Raw genomic sequence first — 20,962 nt, 5'->3', positions numbered from 1 at the left:
TAGTTTGTCCAGATGATAGAAAAAAATACATATTTTTATAAATTTTTTATAAAAAAAAGACATCAGCATTTGCTGATGTTTAACTTTAAAATAAATCATCAAGTTTATCTATTTTAACACCTGTATAATAATGATATAATATATCACTATAACTTTTACCTGATTTTGCCATAGCATCTGCTCCCCACTGGCTCATTCCAACATCATGTCCATATCCAAGACATTTAATTACTACATTATTTTTCTTAAATGTTATGCTAAAATTTGATGAATTTAGTCCCATTAATGCTCTAAATTTTGTGCCAGATATAGTTATTCCTCCAAGTTTAATTTCTTTTACAGAACCGCCTTCATTTCTACTCTTTACTATAATTGAACTTTTTAAATTTGATACAGAAAGATTTGCATCTTTATAATTTGAATTTATACTATTTATAAATTCCATTTCAGGTACACTTTTATAGGTTTCATATTTTTTAGACCTTTCATCTCCAAAACTCTTTACACTTTTAAGATATTCTATATTCTTATTAAAAACAGAAAGTGCACTTTCCGTTTCTCCCGAGCTTACAGCAAAGTAATATGGTTCCATAACTAACTTACCTTTATATGTTAAAATTTCACCACTAGTTGACTTTACAGCATTTTCTATTTTACTCCAATACATATTTCTATCTTTACTTGACCATTTGCTCATTCTCTCTTCTTTAGACATATATACTTGACATTTAGAAGTATCACATACATCTGCCCCTGTATTACTGCTATACTGTGTTCCCCCATATTGTTCCATATGGGCAACTGCAAAAGTTCTAGCTGCAACAGCTTGAGCTTTCAAGGCTTCTTCTGAAAATGCTGCCGGCATTTCCCCTGCCACTACTCCCATAACATAATCTTCTAAATTCATCTCCTCTATTTTCTTTTCCTCAGTAATATAAACTTTTATTTTTGGGTTATTCTTATTTTTGGAAATTATCTCACTTGAATTTATTAAACCGTTCTTACTTCCACCAATAATTAATGATAATACTATTATAAAACTCGAACATATAATCATTAATATAAATATGTTTTTTAATATAAATAGAATATTTTTATTCATTTGACTCCTCTCATAATTATACCTGCAGTAAACTATCCTGCAGGTATATGTTAATTACATATATATTTTTATGAGAGTATTTAAGATAATATTACAAAATATAATAACTATTAATCCACTCTTTTAATATCAGCTCCAAGTGCTTTAAGTTTCTTTTCTATATTTACATATCCTCTATCTATATGGTATATATCTGATATTTCAGTTTCACCTTCTGCACAAAGTCCACATAGTATAAGAGCTGCTCCTGCTCTAAGGTCAGTAGCTCTAACCTCCGCTCCTGTAAGGCTAGTGACTCCTTCTATAACTGCGCTTCTTCCATTTATCTTTATATTAGCACCCATCCTCTTCATCTCTGCAACATGCATAAATCTATTTTCAAAAATAGTTTCTGTTATAATACTAGTTCCCTGGACTGTGCACAAAAGACCTGTTATCTGGGATTGCATATCTGTAGGAAAACCAGGATATGGCATAGTTTTTACATCTATAGGACTTAACTCTCTATTACCATCAACAATTATTCCATTACTTTCTGGTTTTATATATATACCAGCTTCAGTTAACTTAGCAATTAAAGGCTTTAAATATTCTAAATTAACTCCATTTATTTTTAATTTACTCCTTGTTATTGCAGCTGCAACCATAAAAGTACCACATTCTATTCTATCCTTTATAGGTTTATGGGTTGTTCCCTTTAAAGTTTTTACTCCTACTATTTTAATTGTATCTGTCCCTGCACCTATTATATTTGCTCCCATGCTATTTAAGAATCTACCTAAATCTCCTATTTCAGGTTCCTCAGCAGCATTTTCTATTATAGTTTCTCCTTCGGCCATTACAGCTGCCATCATTATATTTTCAGTAGCTCCCACTGAAGGAAAATCCAAATATATGTTATTCCCTATAAGTTTACTAGCCCTAGCTTCAACATAACCATGACCTACATTCACCTCAGCACCAAGTGCACTTAATCCTTTTAAATGAAGATCAATTGGTCTTGTTCCTATATTGCATCCTCCAGGAAGTGAAAGCTTAAAATGTCCAAATCTAGACAGCATAGGCCCCATTATGAGAAAAGAAGCTCTCATCTTTTTTACTAAACTACTATCCGGCATAGAATCTTTAATATTTGAACTATCTATTATTATTTTATTTAACTGTTTATCTATATTTATTTCTCCTCCAATACTTTTGAGTATATTGCTTATAACAAATACATCTTCAAGCATAGGAACATCATCAATTATACATTTATCTCCACTTAATATACATCCAGCTATTATAGGCAACACAGAATTCTTAGCTGAGCTAATATTTACTTCTCCATGAAGCTTATTACCGCCTCTAACTACTATTTTGCTCATAAATTGTCCTCCATTCTATAATTTCTGTTATGTTTCTTACATATTTAAAAATAAATCTTCAGTATGTTTCCATAATTTCTGGTGTTCCCATTATGATATAAACACCTGTAGAATACTTTACAACGGCAAAATTAAAGTCAACAGGTTCTCCATTACTATAAATTCTTTTATATTGTCCTGTACAAGTAGTGGAAGTATATCCATTTTGTAGAGAATCTGTTCTTATACCATTATTTCCTATGCTATTTAATGTTTTTATCACTTTATCATAGGTTTCTTCTACACTGCCATTTAGCACCTTTACTTTTACATATTGGAAATATTTAATATGATGTGAAAACTCTTCCAATATAGAATGCATTTGTTGATTAAGTTCATTTATAGCGTATATATTGCTTTGTTTTACAATATCTATTTTTACAATATTGTAATTATCATATCTTGTACTTTCTATATACCCGCTTACAGATTTTCCCTTAAAGTTTAAAGAATAATTTTCTTTATTACTTGAGAAATCCTTAGTCAGCTTTTTATCTTTATTTAACTTATAAAATAATTCATTTACTATTTTTTCTTTAGGATCAGAAGTATTAAACTGAGCTGTAACACCATATTGCACAGTTTTAGAGTGAGTATTTTTAATTATGCTATTAAATACATCAACTTTATCATCTGAAGGTAATTCTTGACTTTGAAAAAGTGTTTTATTGAAATGAGTTTTTGTTTGATTATTAACTTTGTATGCAGAAATATTAGATGATAAAAATATTATAAATTCGATATAAACCATAATATTAAATAAGATTTTTTTCTTCATAATCCATCCCCCTGTCCTGTTTAAGAGTATGGACATATATAAATATAATATTCACTTTATATAATAATTTTTATCATAAATAGAAATTATTTCACATACAATAATTAATATACTCAATAATAATATATAATTAACTTAATTAAATTGTGAATATAATCCATAAAAAATAAGTGTAGAGCATTTGCTCTACACTTATTTTAAACATAGTATTTTATTTTAAATTAATTCTAGCTAGAGCCCTTGCTAAAGCTAACTGAGCTCTTTTTACATCTATTCCTCCATCTGGGTTTTTCAACCTTTCCTCAGCCCTTTTTTTGGCTTCCTCAGCTCTTTTCTTATCTACTTCTTCAGGCCATTCACAATCATCACAGAGAATTTTTAACTCATTATTTTTAACTTGAAGTATACCAGTAGATGTAAAGGCCATTAACTTCTTGCCATCTTTTTGTGTAATCACAGTATCAGTAGGTCTGAGTGTGGTAACTAAAGGCATATGATTTGGAAGAATTGCAATACTACCTTCTACACTTTCTGTTAGTACCTCTACCACTTCTCCACTATAAAAGTTTCTTTCAGGGGTAAGGATAGTCAATTTTAAAACTTCCAACATACTAATCTCCTTTTACAAATTAACATAATATATTAATTTTTATTCATTTTCTTAGCAGCCTCAACAACCTCATCTATAGTTCCCTTAAATAAGAATGCTGTTTCTGGCAAATCATCATATTTACCTTCCAAGATTTCTTTAAATCCTCTTATTGTTTCCTTTATAGGAACATATTTGCCTTTATATCCTGTAAATTGTTCTGCAACAGAAAATGGCTGAGATAAAAATCTTTGAATTCTTCTTGCTCTTAGAACTACTAACCTATCTTCTTCTGAAAGTTCATCTACACCAAGGATTGCTATAATATCTTGAAGTTCACTATATCTTTCAAGTATATGTTTTACATCAGATGCAACTTTATAATGTTCTTCACCAACAATTCTAGGATCCAATATTCTTGAACTTGAATCAAGAGGATCAACTGCAGGATATATTCCAATTTCTGATATAGATCTTGAAAGAACTGTAGTTGCATCAAGATGTGTAAATGTTGTTGCTGGTGCTGGGTCAGTTAAGTCATCTGCTGGTACATATACAGCTTGAACAGATGTAATAGATCCATTTTTTGTAGATGTTATTCTCTCTTGAAGAGCACCCATTTCAGTTGCAAGTGTTGGCTGATAACCAACTGCACTAGGTATTCTTCCAAGAAGCGCTGAAACCTCAGAACCTGCCTGAGTAAATCTAAATATATTATCTATAAATAAAAGCACATCTTGGCCTTTATCTCTAAAATATTCTGCCATTGTAAGTCCAGTAAGAGCAACTCTCATTCTTGCTCCTGGTGGTTCATTCATCTGACCAAATACTAGAGCTGTTTTATTAATAACGCCTGACTCTTGCATTTCATAATAAAGGTCATTACCCTCTCTTGTTCTTTCTCCAACACCTGTAAATACAGATAATCCACCATGCTGTTTTGCTATGTTATTTATAAGTTCCTGTATAAGAACTGTTTTACCAACACCTGCTCCACCAAATAATCCTATCTTTCCACCTCTTTGATATGGTGCAAGAAGGTCTATAACTTTAATACCAGTTTCAAACATCTCAGGCTTAACAGATTGATCTTCAAAGCTTGGTGCCGATCTATGAATAGGATAGTATGTATTTGCATTTACATCTCCCTTTTCATCAATAGGTTTACCTAGCATATTGAAAAGTCTTCCTAAAACCACATCTCCAACAGGTACAGATATAGGTGCTCCTGTATCAATAGCATCCATACCTCTTATTAATCCATCTGTACTTTCCATAGATATAGTTCTAACTATATCGTCACCCAAATGCTGGGAAACTTCTGTAACCAATGTTCTATCTTTACATTTTATATTTATGGCATTATAAATATTAGGAAGGTTTTCTGGCTTAAATTTAATATCTACAACAGGTCCTATAACCTCAACAACTTTGCCTATATTTGGCATTAGTATCCCTCCTTACTTAAGAGATTCTGCTCCTCCAACTATTTCAGTTATTTCTTGAGTTATAGCAGATTGTCTCTCTCTATTGTATTTAAGATTCAAAGTTTCTAATAAGTCATTCGCATTTTTAGTTGATCCATCCATTGCTGTCATTCTAGATGCCTGTTCACTAGCTTTTGAATTCATCATGCAATTTAGAATCTTTTGTTTCAAATGTGAAACAACTATATCATCTATCATATAATCTACTTCTGGCTCAAATTTTACAATAACTCTTTTTTGATTTGTTTTACTCTCTTCTAGAGGGAGTAATTTTTCAACAAATACATCTTGCTTAATAGTAGAAATAAATTTAGTATATACTATATTTATTTCTCCAACCTTACCACTTTTATAAAAATCCAATGCTTTATATGTTAGTGTATTTGCTTCCTTTATAGTAGGAATGTCAGGAATATCTACATATTCTGCTTCAGCAGTGTAATGAAGTCTTTTAAAATACATTCTTCCCTTTTGTCCTACTGCTATTAAAATAGCATTTTCCTTATCTTTAGATACATGAGCACTCAATTCATTTACAACATTGTTGTTAAATCCTCCACACAATCCTGTATCTGAATTTAAACATATATAAAGCTTTTTTTTACTTCCATTACCATCTATATAAATATTTCTTCCATTAACTTCTGGAATAAGTTCATTTACAATAGACCCAAATAGTTCAGAATATGCATTGTTTGTATCTAGCTTTTTTCTAACTTTTCTAAGATTAGCAGTAGCAATGAGTGCCATGGCATTTGTTATTTTTTGAGTACTAGTTACTGACTTAATTCTTCTTTTTATTGCAACAAGTCCTGCTCCTGCCATATTTCACCTCCCGCAAAGGAACAACTATACCTCTGCTAAAAATATTTTTTTAAATTCATCTATAGCATTACCAAGTTTTTCACTTAATTCATCGGATATAACTTTTTTCTCTAATATTTCCTGTCCTATCTCCTTATGATGAGTATCCATATATTCAAGCAATTCTTTTTCAAATTCAGTAATTTTCTCAACTGGAACATCCATTATATAGTTTCTACTAGCTGCAAATAAAATAATTATCTGATTTTCTACAGGCATTGGTTTATATTGATCTTGCTTTAATATCTCAGTTAATCTCTTACCTTTTTCAAGTCTTCTCATTGACTCTTTATCTAGATCAGATCCAAATTGTGCAAATGATGCAAGTTCTCTATACTGTGCAAGATCCAATCTAAGTGTACCTGCAACCTGTTTCATGGCTTTAATTTGGGCACTACCACCAACTCTGGATACTGATATTCCTGCATTTATAGCTGGTCTTTGTCCAGCATAGAAAAGCTCAGTTTCCAAGAATATTTGACCATCTGTTATAGATATAACATTAGTTGGTATATATGCCGTAACATCTCCTGCCATAGTTTCTATTATAGGAAGTGCAGTAAGAGATCCTCCACCTAATTTATCTGACAGTTTTGCAGCTCTCTCAAGTAATCTTGAGTGCAGATAAAATACATCACCTGGATAAGCTTCTCTTCCTGGTGGTCTACGGAGTAGTAATGACATTTCCCTATATGCAACTGCATGCTTTGATAAATCATCATATACTATGAGAACATCTTTTCCTTTATTCATAAAGTATTCACCCATAGTACATCCAGCATAAGGAGCAATATATTGAAGTGGTGCTGGTTCTGAAGCTGTAGCTGATACAACTATTGTATAATCCATAGCACCCATTTCAGTCAAATCATTAACTATATGAGCTACAGTTGATTGCTTCTGCCCTATAGCTACATATATACATATTACATCTTTTCCTTTTTGATTGATTATAGTATCTATAGCAATAGCAGTCTTTCCTGTCTGTCTATCTCCTATAATCAATTCCCTTTGTCCTTTTCCAATTGGTATCATTGAATCTATAGCTTTTATTCCTGTTTGAAGTGGTTCTTTAACAGACTGTCTAGTTATAACTCCCGGAGCTACAACATCTACAGGTCTACTTTCTGAGGATTTAACAGGACCTTTGCCATCAATTGGCTGTCCAAGTGCATTTACAACTCTACCTATAACATCCTCTCCTACTGGTACTTCTACAACTTTACCTGTACTTTTAACAGTATCTCCTTCTTTTATACCATTCTCAGAACCTAAAAGCACACAACCTACATTATCCTGTTCAAGGTTTAATGCCATACCATAAACACCATTTGGAAATTCTAAAAGTTCATTAGCCATACATTTATCAAGGCCATAAACTCTGGCAATACCATCGCCAATTTGAATTATTGTACCTGAATCAACTGTTTCTATTTTCTTTTCATATTTTTCTATTTCATCTTTTATAATTGAAGTTATTTCTTCAGGTTTTATATTCATAGGCTCACCTCTAATCTTTCCTAAGCATTATTTTTTTCATTTCAGAGAGTTTTGACCTTATAGTTCCATCTATAACTTCATTGTTTATTTCAACATAAACTCCACCTATTATAGTCGGATCTATCTCTTCTTCAATCAAAACCTTCTTCTTAAACTTATTTTCTAATTTCTCTATTAAAGCTGATTTTTCATCATCTTTTAAGGGAACTACAGTTTTAACTTTAGCTATAACAGTATTATGCTTTTCAAGATATATATTTTTCATCTCTCTAAGCTTTCCATCTATATCATATATTCTATTTTTCTCTATTAGAACCATCAAAAATGAAAAGACATCATCATCTATTCGGTCTTTAAAAATTTCAGTAAAGATCTGTTTTTTCTGAGATGTACTTACTTTAGGATGTTCAATAATCTCAAGAAATTTAGAATTATTTTTTATAGTTTTTACAACACTTTCTAATTCATCCAGATATTCTTTTACTTTACCTTTTTCCTCTGCAATTTCATAAAGTGCAAGAGCGTATCTTCTGTCCAAATATTCGTACATATCAGATACCTACCTTACTTATAAAGTCTTGAATAAGTCTCCTATGTTGTTCTTCATCGATAGAACCTTCTAAAGCCTTTGATGATACTAACATAGCCAAATTAACAACTTGGCTTTTTATATCGTCTTTTGCTTTTTCTCTTTCCCTATCTGCTTCAGTCTTAGCTCTACTTAATATAAGCTGAGCCTCTTTTTGTGCATCTTTTATTATGTCATCAGAAACTTTGCTAGCTTTATTTTTATATTCCTCAACAATATTTTTACCTTCTTGTTTCGAACTAGTAAGTAACTTATTATGTTTAGCTAAAATTTCTTTTGACTTTTGTTGATTTTCATCTGCACTTTTAATTTTAAATGCAATTTCTTCTTCTCTACTTGTAATTCTATTGTTTACAGTGTCGAAGAAGAAATACTTCAAAACAAAATACAATATAATAAAATTTATTATAGTTATAATGACTCTAACTAAAACTATTTGCATTTTTAATCCGTTTCCTCCCCTCTAAATACATATATACTGGTGAGGTATACTATATCAGACCTTAAATACCAAAATAAGAGCTATTAATAGTGAATATATAGCTGTTACTTCTGATAAAGCTGCACTTACAAAGAATGTGCTTAATATTTTACCACTTGCCTCTGGCTGTCTTGATACTCCTTCAACTGCTTTTCCAGCTGCAGTACCAACACCAATACCTCCTCCTAAGCATCCTATAGCAGCTAAACCTGCTCCAATAGCTGCCATTCCTGATATAAATGATTGTGCATCTAAATTCATAATAAAATCCTCCTTAAAATAAAATTATTGAATAACTAAAATTAATGTTCAGCTATAACTTTAATATTCATCATTGTTAGCATAACAAAAACTATCATTTGTATTGATCCATCAAACAAATCAAAAAACGCATGAAAAGGAATTGGAACTAACAATTGCGCAAACCAAGCTATATTACCCAAGCCACCATATACCATACCAACAATTACAGCAGCGGCAGTCATATTACCAAATAGTCGCAAACTCAAAGAAACTGGAAGTACCAGCCTTTCTATGATGTTAAGTGGCAATAACGGTACTACTGGTTCAGCATACGCTTTAAAATAGCTTTTTAAACCAATTTTTTTAATTGCATTGAATTGAACTAATACAAAAGTTATAACTGCAAGTCCAAAAGCAACACTTAAGTCTTCACTTGGAGCCCTGACCCCTACAATTAGTGGAAGAATATTTATAGCTAAAATATAAATAGCAAGAGTACCTACATATGGTATGTAGTTAATATACTCTTTTCCCATATTATCAATAACTAGATTTCGTATTGATTCAAAAATCATTTCAACCACAGTCTGTTTCTTATCAGGAATCTTTTTCATATTAGCAGTAAAAACTTTTGCTAGAATAGCTAAGAGTACAATAATAATCCATTGAATAAGTATACTAGATGTTATCCCAATACTTAGTGATCCCAAATGTATAGTAAACAATGGAAGAAAATTCTCCACTTCATCACATCCTTTCTTAATTGATGTTATTGATTATTACTAATAGCTGAATATATATATATTCCCAATAAATGAGAAGTATAGCCAAATAAATAAGCAACTGTCCCATATTTATTATGTGTAAAAATAATATATCCTATTACAGCTGCAATTACAATCCGCAAAATAAAACTTATCATATACAATGCTGCAGAAGAATCTTTTAGTTTATCAAATATAAGTCCACCTACTACACTATTAATAAAAAAATTAAATATACCTACTACCATACCAATTATAACAAATAATCCATACATATCAAATAATGTTTGAACAGCCAATGCAAATGAAATGCCAATTAATAAATTAATAGCACTTACCTTCTTTACCATGTTCACAATATCTTTATTCATAAAATTGCCTCTCTTAAAAGTAATTAATAAAATTATATACCTTTAAAATACAATCTAAAAGTTTTATTTTTAGCTTAATTATCTGTATTTATTTTGTTTTAGTCGATTTTTATCATATTTAATCTTAATTACTCAATAAATCTATATTTAACATTCAATATAATTATAAAATTAATAAAGAATTTACCCGAAACTTTTAAAAGTTTCGGGTTTTTCCAAATCCTTATATCATATTGTTATGTTCTATTTAAATATTACTGTCTTTCAACTACAACAGCAGTTCCCATTCCACCGCCTATGCATAAAGTAGCTAATCCATATTTTGAATCTCTCTTTTCCATTTCATAAAGCAATGTAACAAGTATTCTTGCACCTGATGCTCCAATTGGATGTCCTAAAGCAATTGCTCCTCCATTTACATTTACCTTACTCATGTCAAATTTCAAATCCTTAGCAACTGCTAAACTCTGTGCTGCAAATGCTTCATTTGCTTCTATTAAATCCATATCATCTACAGTTAAATTAGTCTTCTCAAGTGCTGCTTTAGTTGCATAGAAAGGTCCATATCCCATTATCTGTGGATCAAGTCCTTTTGAACCATAAGAAACTATCTTTGCAAGTGGTTTTATTCCAAGCTCTTTAGCTTTATCTGCACTCATAATAACAAAAGCTGCTGCTGCATCATTTATTCCTGAAGCGTTACCTGCTGTAACAGTTCCACCGTCTTTTTTGAATGCCGGTTTTAATTTTGCAAGTTTTTCAACTGTTGTTCCAAATCTAGGGAATTCATCAGTATCAAAAACTATTTCTCCTTTTTTTCTATCTTTTATAACTACTGGAACTATTTCATCTTTAAATCTTCCACTCTTTATTGCTTTTTCTGCCTTTTTCTGAGATGCTTCTGCGAATTCATCTTGCATTTCTCTTGTTATGCCCCATCTTTCAGCTATATTTTCAGCTGTCATTCCCATATGATAGTCATAAAAAGCATCCCAAAGTCCGTCTTTTACCATTGCATCAATTACTTTTCCATCAAACATTCTTTGTCCCCATCTAGTAGTAGGAAGCACATATGGAGCTGCAGACATATTTTCCATTCCACCTGCTACAACTATATCATCATCTCCAGCTTTTATAAGTTGTGTAGCTAAGCTTACTGCTCTAAGCCCTGATCCACATACTTTATTTAAAGTAAAAGATGGAACAGTGTTTGGAATTCCTGATTTTATGGATGCTTGTCTTGCTGGGTTTTGTCCAAGACCTGCTTGTAATACATTACCCATTACGACTTCATCAACATCTTCAGGTTTTATATTTGCTCTTTTTATTGCTTCTTTAATAACTATAGCACCTAATTCAGTAGCTGGAACATCTTTTAATGTTCCTCCAAATTTGCCTATAGCTGTTCTTACTGCACTTGCAATAACTACTTCTTTCATGATTAATCCTCCTATATTTATCTAAAATTAATAAATTGCAAACTTTCTTGTTAACAATTTCATTATACTAGATAATTAAAATTTTATCAATATTTTTTGTTAAAAAATACACAAAGTCTATATATTTAATAACGATTTCAAGATGAAAACTCATATGTACTTTTTTATATTATAAGTATACTATTTTTGTATATAATTTTCAACCTTCAATTAAAAAATTATATAAAATTAATTTTAATAATTCTTACTTGAGTAATTAAACTCCTTATATATTCCCTTTTCAATATCAAAATACTCCAATATAGAATCAACAATCCTTATAGAAGCCTTTCCATCTCCATATGGATTTATTGCCCTGCTCATTTTTTCGTATTTATCCTTATATCTAAGAAGTTCATTTGCACTTTGGACTATTATTTCTTTAGAGGTTCCTACTAATTTAACCGTTCCAGCATCAACAGCCTCAGGTCTTTCAGTAACATTTCTCAAAACAAGAACTGGTTTGCCAAGATGAGGAGCTTCCTCTTGAAGTCCTCCTGAATCTGTCATAACCATGTAACATTTATTCATTAAATTATGGGTTTCATCTGTATCAAGAGGCTTTAGAAGATGTACTCTCTCCTCTTTTCCAAGTATATCATATACCATATTTTTAACAATTGGATTGAGATGAACTAAGTATACAAGTTCAACATCTTTATTTTCCCTAACTATTGTCTTTAAAGCTTCACAAATATTTTTTATTCCTTTTCCCCAATTTTCTCTTCTATGAGCAGTTACCATTATAACCTTTTTATTCCTATAATCTATATTGTTTAACTCATTATTGTTAAATTCATAACTGCTATTTACTGTAAATTTCATTGCATCTATAACAGTGTTACCTGTAACAAATATATTATCTTTACAGACTCCTTCTCTAAGAAGATTATTTCTCGATCTTTCAGTAGGTGCAAAGTGTAAATCTGCTATGGCTCCTGTAAGTTTTCTATTCATTTCTTCAGGGAATGGAAAATACTTATTGTATGTCCTTAGTCCAGCTTCAACATGACCTACCTTTATTTTCTTATAAAATGCAGCAAGTGATGCTGCAAAGGTAGTTGTAGTATCTCCATGAACAAGAACTAAATCCGGATTCTCTGCTTCAAATATTTCTTCAAGCCCTTCTAATACTTTAGTTGTTATTCCAGTTAATGTCTGTTTATTTTTCATTATGTTCAAATCAAAATCCGGCTTTATATCAAACAAGTCAAGAACTTGATCTAACATTTGTCTGTGCTGTGCTGTAACACAAACTTTATTTTCTATAGAATTTCTTCTCTCCAACTCTTTAACTAATGGAGCCATCTTTATAGCTTCAGGTCTTGTTCCAAATATAGTAATAGTTTTTAATGTTTTCATATATATTCCTCCATTTTATGGATTGAATTTTGTGACAATATTCATTCCTTATGTTTAAAAAATCCAGCTCTCCATGCTATTAAAATCAATACTATCATCACTGCCAATAAGACAAAATAGGATTTTTGTGGATTAATTTCCATAGCAATTATAGAGAATGTTCCTAGAATTGCACTTATTATGTACATTATTGCAACTACTTGCTTCTGAGTAAGCCCCATATCAAGAAGTCTATGATGTAAATGCCCTCTATCTGGTGCCATAATCGGTTTACCATTTATTTTCCTTCTTATCATAGCAAACAGAGTATCATATATGGGTATACCAAGTGCAAGTATTGGAACTGCAATAGAAAATGCCACAGCTGATTTTATTGCGCCTCTTATAGATATACCTGCTAACATAAACCCTAATAATTGTGATCCAGTATCTCCCATAAATATTGTTGCTGGATTAAAATTATAAGGCAAAAAACCAAGTATTGCTCCGGAAAATATTATTATAAGTGTGGCAGCTTCATTTCTGCTATTAAGAATTGATATTATAAAAAGTGTAATAGATGCTATAAGTGATATTCCAGCTGCAAGGCCATCTAATCCATCGATTAAATTAACAGCATTTGTTATTCCAACTATCCATATTATTGTAAGTGGAATACACAGATATCCTATATTTATAAACTCATAAATATTGCTTATAGGATTAGTTATAACATTTATACTCACTCCAAAAAATATTAATACTAGTGCTGCTGATATTTGAAATAGCAATTTTTCCCACGGCCTTATATTATATTTGTCATCTATAACTCCACCTATAACTATTATAGTAGCGCCTATAATCAATCCAATTTCAGAATTAGTTAAAGCTCCTTTACACAATATAAGTGTTATTACAAAAGAAAAATATATAGCCAATCCTCCTAAAAGAGGTGTAGGTTTATTATGCACTCGTCTATGATCTTTTGGCACATCAATCACATTAAACCTTACTGCAAATTTTCTAACAAATGGTGTAAGTATGGCAGAAATGGCAGTTGAAACTATAGCCAATATGTACATATTATCCATGAATTAACCTTCCTCGTTATCATCTTTAAGTTACTTTCTCTCTATACGTTCTAATTGAATTTGTGGTGCATATTTAAACCAATCAATTTCTGGAGAATATTCTTCACAAAATACCACTCTTTTTATACCACAAGTTATTATAAGTTTTTGACATTCAGGACATGGCATATGTGTAACATATAATGAAGCATCTTCTCTATCTGGAGGTGCAACTTCAAGCAGGCAATTAACTTCTGCGTGAATAGTTCTTCTACAATGGTTATTTTTCATATAACACCCTACATCATCACAATGTGGTAATCCTTTAGGACTGCCATTATATCCAGTTCCCTTAATTCTTCTATTTTTAACTAAAACAGCTCCGACATGCAATCTTGGACATGTACTCCTCTCAGCAACTTTAAATGCAATATCCATAAAATAATTATCCCAATCTTTTCTCATAAAATTATCTCCTTAGTTCAAACATATCCTTAAGCTCAAACATATATATTATAAACTATAAAGTCACTTTTTTAAAGAAACGGTCAATTTTTAAAAAATTTAAGACCCTTGAATCATATCAAGAGTCTTAAATTTAAATCAAACCTATTTTGTTCCGTAAAGCCTATCTCCTGCATCTCCAAGTCCAGGTATTATGTATCCATTCTCATTCAATTTTTCATCCAAAGCTGCTACATATATATCTACATCAGGATGAACTTTTTTAACCTTTTCTACACCATCAGGAGCTGCAATTAAGCACATAAGCCTTATCTTTTTTGCTCCTCTCTTCTTTAAAAGAGTTATTGCATCTGTAGCAGATCCACCTGTAGCAAGCATAGGATCAGTAACAATTACATCTCTATCACCAATATCTTGAGGTAATTTACAAAAGTATTCTACCGGATTTAAAGTCTTTTCATCTCTATAAAGTCCTATATGTCCTACTTTAGCAGCTGGAATAAGTTTCAACATTCCTCCTACCATTCCAAGACCTGCTCTAAGTATTGGAACTATAGCCACTTTTTTACCTGAAAGCATTTTACATGTTGTTGTGCATATAGGAGTTTCTATTTTGACATCCTCTAATTGCAAATCTCGTGTTACTTCATAGGCCATAAGCATAGCTACTTCTTCTACAAGTTCTCTGAAATCCTTTGATCCTGTATTTTTATCCCTTATAAGTGCCAATTTATGCTGTATAAGTGGATGTGTTATTTGTGTTAATTTACCCATTATATTCCTCCTAATTAAATACACTATATAATTAATGGTGTATTTTTTATTTATAATATTTTTCCTCTATTTTAGAGATTTTATCTACTCTTCTTTTATGTCTTCCACCTAGGAATTTTGCATCTAAAAATGCATCAACTATATCAAGTGCAAGTCCTGGTCCTACAACCCTTTGGCCAAGTGCTAATATATTTGCATCATTATGTTGTCTAGTTGCTCTTGCACTAAAAGTATCTCCACATAGGGCAGCCCTTATTCCTGGAACTTTATTTGCAGATATGCTTATACCTATACCTGTTCCACAAACTATTATTCCAAATTCAAAGTTTTTAGACGCTACTTCTTCTGCAACCTTCTGTCCATAATCTGGATAGTCACATGATTCTTCAGAAAATGTTCCAAAGTCCTTAAATTCTATGTTTCTCTCCTCTAAATGTTTCATTATTTCCTTTTTTAAAGGAAATCCAGCATGGTCACTTCCTAAAGCAATTTTCATAAAAATACCTCCACTTCTTATTATAATACCAAATAAAAATTAATTTTTCATAAACCCAATTCGCAAAAAAAGAAGATAAAAACATCAAACAATGCCTATATCTTCTTTTAATTTATTTAGCAATGTAAAAATACTATTTTTAAGATCTTTATATGTAAACTCGTAGTCAGTTATATTGCCGCCAAAAGGGTCTACTACATCTTCATCTTTGTGTGAAACAAATCCTTTTAAAGTAAATATTTTATATTCAAATTCAGGGAATGTATGAGTAAGTGTATTCTTTATATATTTTGTCATAGTAAAAATTAAGTCTACACTTTTCATTATATCTTCAGTGAGTTGAATTGCTTTCCTTTTGCTTATATCTAAATCAAGATGTTTTTTAACAACTTGTGCGGAATTGAAAGATGTCATGCTACCAGGTATTACTGATATTCCTGCTGAATATGCAATCATATTATCTGTATTAGAAAATGTATTAAATATTGCTTCTGCCATACAGCTTCTGCAAGTATTACCTGTGCATACAAATAAAACTTTCATCAAAACAATCACCAACTCCCTAACAATAATATAAAATTAAACTTCTGTAATGTCAAAACCTGCAGACTTTTGAAGTCTATTCATAACTGCAACTCCTACTCCTTCTTCAGAAAATGCCTCTGAAATTATGATATCAACATTGTTATCGTCAAAACTTCTAAGAGTTTCAAACAGGTTTCTCGAAATTTGTACCATATCTTTTCTGCTTCCTAAGGATATTACAAACCCATCTTTATAATAATCCTTAGTTTCATCTGTAGCAATTATACCTACCTTTTTATTTTCATCTATATAATGATGCACCATTTTATTAATTTTTGCAATAGTTTTTTTCAAATTTCCCTTAACTATTTTTACCTTTGCCTTAGGTGCATAATGTCTATATTTCATTCCCGGTGCCTTTGGTTTAATATTTTTATCAGGTTTTTTCATAACTGCAGGATCAATATAAACATCACTTTCAATTTCTCTTAACATTTCAAGAGTTATTCTACCAGGTCTTAATATACAGCTTGGAGTTACTGTACAATCAATAACTGTAGACTCCACTCCAAATTCACACATATCTCCACCTAAAATGCAATCAACCCTTCCATTTAAATCCTCAATACATCTTTCCACATCAGTAGGACTAGGTCGTCCTGATATATTAGCAGAAGGTGCTGCAATAGGAACACCTGCTTCTTCTATAAGTTCTCTAGCTATATTATTAGATGGCATTCTTATTCCAACGCTTGGAAGTCCTGCACTTGTAACACCTGGAACTAAATCTGTCTTTGGAAGTATTAGAGTCATAGGACCTGGCCAAAATTTATCCATGAACTTCTTTGCAGATTCACATATATTTTCTACTAAAGAATTGATTTGATTTAGATTTGATATATGTATTATAAGAGGATTATCTTGGGGTCTTCCTTTAGCTTCAAATATTTTTTTTACTGCATTTTCGTCTAGTGCATTAGCTCCAAGGCCATATACAGTTTCCGTAGGAAATACTACAAGACCACCCTTTCTTATAATTTCTGCGCCTATTTTTATAATATTTTTATCAATATTTTTCTCATTTAGCATATAAATTTTTGTGTCCATAAAATTATCACCCTTTGTTTTAAAATTAATCTTTTACAATACATGTACAATTACAAGTCCCAAAATTATCCCTGCTAAAACACCTAATGTACTAGTCACGCCCTCCCATAATTTAGAAGACTCAGGTATCATTTCACCGCATACTACATAGAGCATTATACCTGCTGCAAAAGAAAGACAAATTCCAAGAACATTTTTTGATATGCCAGCTATAAAAGCTCCAAAAAAAGTTCCTATAGCTGTTGGAAATGCTGTAATAAAGGCATATAAAAGTATTTTTACTTTCTTTATATTAGATGACATAAGAGGAGCAGAAACAGCAAGTCCTTCTGGTATATCATGAATTGCAATTATAAGACACATCTTTATTCCAAGGCTTCCCCCTGCCCTAAATCCACATCCCATTATTATTCCTTCAGGTAAATTATGAATCATGAGGCCAAGTGCAGTCATAAATGCAACTTTAACATGCTTGTTTATATTTCCTATGCTAATTTTACTGTCAATTACTGCAATAATCAGTGACCCTATAACTGCACATATTATAGTACTCGCAAAATTCCATGTAATGATTGCTTCAGGTATTAAATCAAATACCACAACTGAAAGCATCAATCCAGCTGCAAATCCCACTATAGTTCCAATAAATCTATTTGAAGGTTTTCTCACAATTATACCAAGAGAAGCTCCAATCATAGTTCCCAGAAGAGATACGACACTTCCTATTACTACTATATCCGTAATACTTATATTCAAAATACCACCTATATATTTAATTAATTATGTTTTATACTTATGCTAATTTACGTTCATTTATAATTATTCTTAGTTAAATTATATTTTTCAGAATTTTCTCTGTAAAATTTTAACCTATTTATAAAATCATCTGTAAAATGTGCATAAACACAATTTTTATATATACAATCTAAAAGTGGATATTTTTTTATACCAGCTCTTTTAATTACTGTGTAATAAAAATTCTTTTCTGGATATATAGATTTTAAGTTAATATAGTGATCTGCAACATAAGGATACCTCTTTAAAAAGTTTAAATCAACTGCAATCATTCTATTATTTCTAAACTTAGAAGTTGCCAAAATTATGATTTTAAAATCATCAATATCTTTAATTTTATTCTTATTTTGATTTTCATACTTTTCAACATGAACCAATATTACTTTCTCGCAAATTATTTTAATACTATCTCTTTTTATTCCAAATATTATTTTTAATTTATATCCATCACAATAAAATTTTAAAGATTCGTTACTCATTTTAATTATAGATACCAAAAATATAAGTATTTCTATAATTATTAAATAAATTATATAAAACAAATAGAACTTTCCTGATAGTATAAATGCAATTGGAAGAATAAAAAAAATAAAGCTCATAGATAGCATAAATCTTTTATAAGATTTTTTTCGCTTTCTTATGGCTTTATCTATATTCATTACTTCCCGTTAATTTTTATAACGGTTTTCAACTCCTCTCTTTTAATTACCCATAGCTTCCATTTTTTTTGCTTGATCAGCTGTTATAAGAGCATCAATAACCTCATCAATATCTCCATCTAAAAATGAATCAAGTTTGTAAAGTGTCAACCCTATTCTATGATCTGTAACTCTTCCTTGTGGAAAGTTATATGTCCTTATTCTTTCACTTCTATCACCAGTTCCAACTTGGCTTTTTCTATCTTCAGCTATATTTTTATTTCTTTCAGCTTCAGCTGCTTCATAGAGTCTGGATTTTAAAACTTTCATAGCTTTCTCTTTATTTTTAAGTTGAGATTTTTCATCTTGACAAGACACTACAATTCCAGTAGGAATATGTGTAATTCTAACTGCAGAATCAGTAGTATTTACACACTGTCCACCATGTCCAGAAGCCCTAAAAACATCTATTCTTATATCATTTGGATCTATTACTATATCTACATCATCAACTTCTGGAAGCACTGCTACTGTTGAAGTGGATGTATGAATTCTTCCACTTGACTCTGTATCAGGTACCCTTTGAACTCTATGTGTACCGCTTTCATATTTTAATCTACTATAAGCACCTTTTCCCTTAACCATAAATACTATTTCCTTAAATCCACCGATATCCGTAGCATTTAAACTTATTGTTTCTACACTCCAACCTTTTCTTTCTGCATATCTCGTATACATTCTTGTAAGATCTGCAGCAAATAAAGCTGCCTCTTCTCCTCCTGCTCCACCTCTTACTTCCACAAATACATTTTTAGAGTCATTAGGATCCTTAGGCAAAATCAATATCTTTAATTCCTCTTGTATTTTTTCTATCTTTTCGGTAAGTCCTTTTATCTCTTCTTGTTCCATTTCTTTCATTTCTTTATCTGTTTCATTCTTGAGCATTTCCTTATTGTCTTCTAGTTCTTTCTTTACACTTTTGTATTCTCTATATTTTCCAACTATTTCCTCTAACTCTGCATGTTCTTTGCATAACTTTTGCCATTCTTTTTGATCCTTCATAACTTCAGGATCACTTATTTTAATAGATAACTCTTCGTATTTATTCTCTATAAAATCAAGTCTTTCCAACATATTTTTATCACTCCGTATAAATATTTTCACAACTTATTATTATATCATACTATTTTTATTCTCAGCAATTTTAAGTCCATTTAAAATCTTCCAAATACAACTCTATCTCTTCCAGCTAAATCTTTAACACTTCCAATATCATAAAACCCATTTTCCATTAAAATATTTTCTACGGCTTCTCTTTGATCATAGCCTATTTCAAACATAATCATTCCACCTTTATTAAGAAGACCTATACTTTGTGCTACTATTTTTCTATAAAATTTAAGTCCATCTTTTCCACCACAGAGAGCATCATATGGTTCATAATCTTTTACATCCTTCATTAAAGTTGGAATTACATCTTCTCTTATATAAGGTGGATTGGAAACTATAATATCAAATTTTTCACCTTCTAATATAAAACTCTGCAATAAATCACTTCTTACTAAAGCAACTTTATTTTCAAGAGAAAATCTTTTTATATTTTCCCTTGTAACCTCACAAGCATCAACAAATTTATCACAACATGTCACTTTAACATTCTCAATAAATTTAGCTATAGATACACCAATAACACCACTTCCACAACATACATCACATACTTTAATGAACTTATTTTCTCTTATCTTTTCAATTGCTTTTTCAACTAAAATTTCTGTATCAGGCCTTGGAATAAGAACTCCTTCCCTTATATAAAAATTAAGTCCCATAAATTCACATTCCTCTAATAGATACTTAACAGGTACTCTTTTTTCCCTTAAATTTAGGAGTTTATAATACTTTTTTATCTCTTCGCTGTCCATTTCATAATCTCTATTTATAAACAAGAATAATCTGTCTTTGTTTAAAACTTTTCCAAGAATTAATTCAGTATCAAGTTTATAACTGCCTATATCTTTTAATTTTAACCTTTCATATCCATAAGTTAAAAGTTCACCTACTGTAGTTCTTACCTTTTCTGTAGTTCTTACCTTTTCCATTTT

Annotated in this window: 24 protein-coding genes; all 24 read right to left on the bottom strand. The window is 30.7% G+C overall.

All coding sequences use genetic code 11. From position 1 onward, the window contains the following. Nucleotides 1–85: 85 nt before the first annotated feature. Complete coding sequence (spoIID, locus tag H2684_RS09265; RefSeq protein WP_182089127.1) at nucleotides 86–1,102, bottom strand: stage II sporulation protein D; 1,017 nt, start codon at nucleotides 1,100–1,102, stop codon at nucleotides 86–88. 110 nt (nucleotides 1,103–1,212) lie between these two features. Continuing rightward, nucleotides 1,213–2,469 carry a UDP-N-acetylglucosamine 1-carboxyvinyltransferase gene (gene murA, locus H2684_RS09260; protein ID WP_182089126.1) on the bottom strand — a complete coding sequence of 419 codons (1,257 nt, stop codon included), beginning with the start codon at nucleotides 2,467–2,469 and terminating at the stop codon, nucleotides 1,213–1,215. Nucleotides 2,470–2,527: 58 nt separating this feature from the next. Further along, nucleotides 2,528–3,286 (bottom strand): hypothetical protein, encoded by a 759-nt coding sequence (locus H2684_RS09255; protein ID WP_182089125.1) that lies wholly within the window; start codon nucleotides 3,284–3,286, stop codon nucleotides 2,528–2,530. Between the two features lie 211 nt (nucleotides 3,287–3,497). Beyond that, the gene (locus tag H2684_RS09250; protein WP_182089124.1) at nucleotides 3,498–3,896 is read right to left on the bottom strand and encodes a F0F1 ATP synthase subunit epsilon; all 399 of its coding nucleotides are present in this window, start codon (nucleotides 3,894–3,896) and stop codon (nucleotides 3,498–3,500) included. Between the two features lie 32 nt (nucleotides 3,897–3,928). Continuing rightward, nucleotides 3,929–5,323 carry a F0F1 ATP synthase subunit beta gene (gene atpD / locus H2684_RS09245; RefSeq protein ID WP_182089123.1) on the bottom strand — a complete coding sequence of 465 codons (1,395 nt, stop codon included), beginning with the start codon at nucleotides 5,321–5,323 and terminating at the stop codon, nucleotides 3,929–3,931. A 12-nt stretch (nucleotides 5,324–5,335) separates the two neighbouring features. After that, nucleotides 5,336–6,187 (bottom strand): ATP synthase F1 subunit gamma, encoded by an 852-nt coding sequence (gene atpG / locus H2684_RS09240; protein ID WP_182089122.1) that lies wholly within the window; start codon nucleotides 6,185–6,187, stop codon nucleotides 5,336–5,338. 24 nt (nucleotides 6,188–6,211) lie between these two features. Then, nucleotides 6,212–7,726 carry a F0F1 ATP synthase subunit alpha gene (atpA, locus tag H2684_RS09235; RefSeq protein WP_182089121.1) on the bottom strand — a complete coding sequence of 505 codons (1,515 nt, stop codon included), beginning with the start codon at nucleotides 7,724–7,726 and terminating at the stop codon, nucleotides 6,212–6,214. Between the two features lie 10 nt (nucleotides 7,727–7,736). Then, nucleotides 7,737–8,276, bottom strand: coding sequence for a F0F1 ATP synthase subunit delta (locus tag H2684_RS09230; protein ID WP_182089120.1), 540 nt, complete (start codon nucleotides 8,274–8,276; stop codon nucleotides 7,737–7,739). A gap of 1 nt (nucleotide 8,277) precedes the next feature. Continuing rightward, on the bottom strand, nucleotides 8,278–8,757 hold the full coding sequence (locus H2684_RS09225) for a F0F1 ATP synthase subunit B (RefSeq protein WP_182089119.1): 480 nt from the start codon (nucleotides 8,755–8,757) through the stop codon (nucleotides 8,278–8,280). Nucleotides 8,758–8,811: 54 nt separating this feature from the next. Beyond that, nucleotides 8,812–9,057, bottom strand: a complete 246-nt coding sequence (gene atpE / locus H2684_RS09220) for an ATP synthase F0 subunit C (protein WP_182089118.1) — start codon at nucleotides 9,055–9,057, stop codon at nucleotides 8,812–8,814. Between the two features lie 41 nt (nucleotides 9,058–9,098). Next, the gene (locus H2684_RS09215; RefSeq protein ID WP_182089117.1) at nucleotides 9,099–9,782 is read right to left on the bottom strand and encodes a F0F1 ATP synthase subunit A; all 684 of its coding nucleotides are present in this window, start codon (nucleotides 9,780–9,782) and stop codon (nucleotides 9,099–9,101) included. A 26-nt stretch (nucleotides 9,783–9,808) separates the two neighbouring features. Continuing rightward, nucleotides 9,809–10,174 carry an ATP synthase subunit I gene (locus H2684_RS09210; protein ID WP_182089116.1) on the bottom strand — a complete coding sequence of 122 codons (366 nt, stop codon included), beginning with the start codon at nucleotides 10,172–10,174 and terminating at the stop codon, nucleotides 9,809–9,811. A 254-nt stretch (nucleotides 10,175–10,428) separates the two neighbouring features. Further along, nucleotides 10,429–11,613 carry an acetyl-CoA C-acetyltransferase gene (locus tag H2684_RS09205; RefSeq protein ID WP_182089115.1) on the bottom strand — a complete coding sequence of 395 codons (1,185 nt, stop codon included), beginning with the start codon at nucleotides 11,611–11,613 and terminating at the stop codon, nucleotides 10,429–10,431. 234 nt (nucleotides 11,614–11,847) lie between these two features. Beyond that, nucleotides 11,848–13,014: a UDP-N-acetylglucosamine 2-epimerase (non-hydrolyzing) gene (gene wecB / locus H2684_RS09200; RefSeq protein ID WP_182089114.1), complete on the bottom strand. Its 1,167-nt coding sequence runs from the start codon at nucleotides 13,012–13,014 to the stop codon at nucleotides 11,848–11,850. Between the two features lie 41 nt (nucleotides 13,015–13,055). Next, entirely contained in the window at nucleotides 13,056–14,084 is a 1,029-nt protein-coding gene (locus H2684_RS09195) for an MraY family glycosyltransferase (RefSeq protein ID WP_182089113.1), read from the bottom strand. 30 nt (nucleotides 14,085–14,114) lie between these two features. Next, nucleotides 14,115–14,528: a dCMP deaminase family protein gene (locus H2684_RS09190; RefSeq protein ID WP_182089112.1), complete on the bottom strand. Its 414-nt coding sequence runs from the start codon at nucleotides 14,526–14,528 to the stop codon at nucleotides 14,115–14,117. A 144-nt stretch (nucleotides 14,529–14,672) separates the two neighbouring features. Then, complete coding sequence (gene upp, locus H2684_RS09185; protein ID WP_182089111.1) at nucleotides 14,673–15,302, bottom strand: uracil phosphoribosyltransferase; 630 nt, start codon at nucleotides 15,300–15,302, stop codon at nucleotides 14,673–14,675. Nucleotides 15,303–15,348: 46 nt separating this feature from the next. After that, entirely contained in the window at nucleotides 15,349–15,798 is a 450-nt protein-coding gene (gene rpiB / locus H2684_RS09180) for a ribose 5-phosphate isomerase B (protein ID WP_182089110.1), read from the bottom strand. Between the two features lie 84 nt (nucleotides 15,799–15,882). Continuing rightward, entirely contained in the window at nucleotides 15,883–16,341 is a 459-nt protein-coding gene (locus tag H2684_RS09175) for a low molecular weight protein arginine phosphatase (protein WP_182089109.1), read from the bottom strand. A 36-nt stretch (nucleotides 16,342–16,377) separates the two neighbouring features. Then, a complete protein-coding gene (locus H2684_RS09170) occupies nucleotides 16,378–17,430 on the bottom strand; it encodes an L-threonylcarbamoyladenylate synthase (protein WP_182089108.1) in 1,053 nt (350 codons plus the stop codon). 33 nt (nucleotides 17,431–17,463) lie between these two features. Continuing rightward, nucleotides 17,464–18,186 carry a ZIP family metal transporter gene (locus H2684_RS09165; RefSeq protein ID WP_243159309.1) on the bottom strand — a complete coding sequence of 241 codons (723 nt, stop codon included), beginning with the start codon at nucleotides 18,184–18,186 and terminating at the stop codon, nucleotides 17,464–17,466. 53 nt (nucleotides 18,187–18,239) lie between these two features. Next, entirely contained in the window at nucleotides 18,240–18,884 is a 645-nt protein-coding gene (locus tag H2684_RS09160) for a hypothetical protein (RefSeq protein ID WP_182089107.1), read from the bottom strand. Between the two features lie 42 nt (nucleotides 18,885–18,926). Continuing rightward, nucleotides 18,927–19,997, bottom strand: coding sequence for a peptide chain release factor 1 (gene prfA, locus H2684_RS09155; RefSeq protein WP_182089106.1), 1,071 nt, complete (start codon nucleotides 19,995–19,997; stop codon nucleotides 18,927–18,929). Nucleotides 19,998–20,077: 80 nt separating this feature from the next. After that, entirely contained in the window at nucleotides 20,078–20,959 is an 882-nt protein-coding gene (gene prmC / locus H2684_RS09150; protein WP_182089105.1) for a peptide chain release factor N(5)-glutamine methyltransferase, read from the bottom strand. Nucleotides 20,960–20,962: the final 3 nt, after the last annotated feature.

It is taken from the genome of Clostridium sp. cel8 (genome assembly GCF_014050525.1).
Classification (GTDB): Bacteria; Bacillota; Clostridia; order Clostridiales; family Clostridiaceae; genus Clostridium_B.
This window is presented reverse-complemented; position numbering and strand designations above follow the sequence as displayed.

Bases quoted from the DNA above. Each gene is read 5' to 3' on its own strand.
- spoIID (WP_182089127.1), bottom strand. From the start codon at position 1,102: ATGAATAAAAATATTCTATTTATATTAAAAAACATATTTATATTAATG.
- murA (WP_182089126.1), bottom strand. From the start codon at position 2,469: ATGAGCAAAATAGTAGTTAGAGGCGGTAATAAGCTTCATGGAGAAGTA.
- H2684_RS09255 (WP_182089125.1), bottom strand. From the start codon at position 3,286: ATGAAGAAAAAAATCTTATTTAATATTATGGTTTATATCGAATTTATA.
- H2684_RS09250 (WP_182089124.1), bottom strand. From the start codon at position 3,896: ATGTTGGAAGTTTTAAAATTGACTATCCTTACCCCTGAAAGAAACTTT.
- atpD (WP_182089123.1), bottom strand. From the start codon at position 5,323: ATGCCAAATATAGGCAAAGTTGTTGAGGTTATAGGACCTGTTGTAGAT.
- atpG (WP_182089122.1), bottom strand. From the start codon at position 6,187: ATGGCAGGAGCAGGACTTGTTGCAATAAAAAGAAGAATTAAGTCAGTA.
- atpA (WP_182089121.1), bottom strand. From the start codon at position 7,726: ATGAATATAAAACCTGAAGAAATAACTTCAATTATAAAAGATGAAATA.
- H2684_RS09230 (WP_182089120.1), bottom strand. From the start codon at position 8,276: ATGTACGAATATTTGGACAGAAGATACGCTCTTGCACTTTATGAAATT.
- H2684_RS09225 (WP_182089119.1), bottom strand. From the start codon at position 8,757: ATGCAAATAGTTTTAGTTAGAGTCATTATAACTATAATAAATTTTATT.
- atpE (WP_182089118.1), bottom strand. From the start codon at position 9,057: ATGAATTTAGATGCACAATCATTTATATCAGGAATGGCAGCTATTGGA.
- H2684_RS09210 (WP_182089116.1), bottom strand. From the start codon at position 10,174: ATGAATAAAGATATTGTGAACATGGTAAAGAAGGTAAGTGCTATTAAT.
- H2684_RS09205 (WP_182089115.1), bottom strand. From the start codon at position 11,613: ATGAAAGAAGTAGTTATTGCAAGTGCAGTAAGAACAGCTATAGGCAAA.
- wecB (WP_182089114.1), bottom strand. From the start codon at position 13,014: ATGAAAACATTAAAAACTATTACTATATTTGGAACAAGACCTGAAGCT.
- H2684_RS09195 (WP_182089113.1), bottom strand. From the start codon at position 14,084: ATGGATAATATGTACATATTGGCTATAGTTTCAACTGCCATTTCTGCC.
- H2684_RS09190 (WP_182089112.1), bottom strand. From the start codon at position 14,528: ATGAGAAAAGATTGGGATAATTATTTTATGGATATTGCATTTAAAGTT.
- upp (WP_182089111.1), bottom strand. From the start codon at position 15,302: ATGGGTAAATTAACACAAATAACACATCCACTTATACAGCATAAATTG.
- rpiB (WP_182089110.1), bottom strand. From the start codon at position 15,798: ATGAAAATTGCTTTAGGAAGTGACCATGCTGGATTTCCTTTAAAAAAG.
- H2684_RS09175 (WP_182089109.1), bottom strand. From the start codon at position 16,341: ATGAAAGTTTTATTTGTATGCACAGGTAATACTTGCAGAAGCTGTATG.
- H2684_RS09170 (WP_182089108.1), bottom strand. From the start codon at position 17,430: ATGGACACAAAAATTTATATGCTAAATGAGAAAAATATTGATAAAAAT.
- H2684_RS09160 (WP_182089107.1), bottom strand. From the start codon at position 18,884: ATGAATATAGATAAAGCCATAAGAAAGCGAAAAAAATCTTATAAAAGA.
- prfA (WP_182089106.1), bottom strand. From the start codon at position 19,997: ATGTTGGAAAGACTTGATTTTATAGAGAATAAATACGAAGAGTTATCT.
- prmC (WP_182089105.1), bottom strand. From the start codon at position 20,959: ATGGAAAAGGTAAGAACTACAGAAAAGGTAAGAACTACAGTAGGTGAA.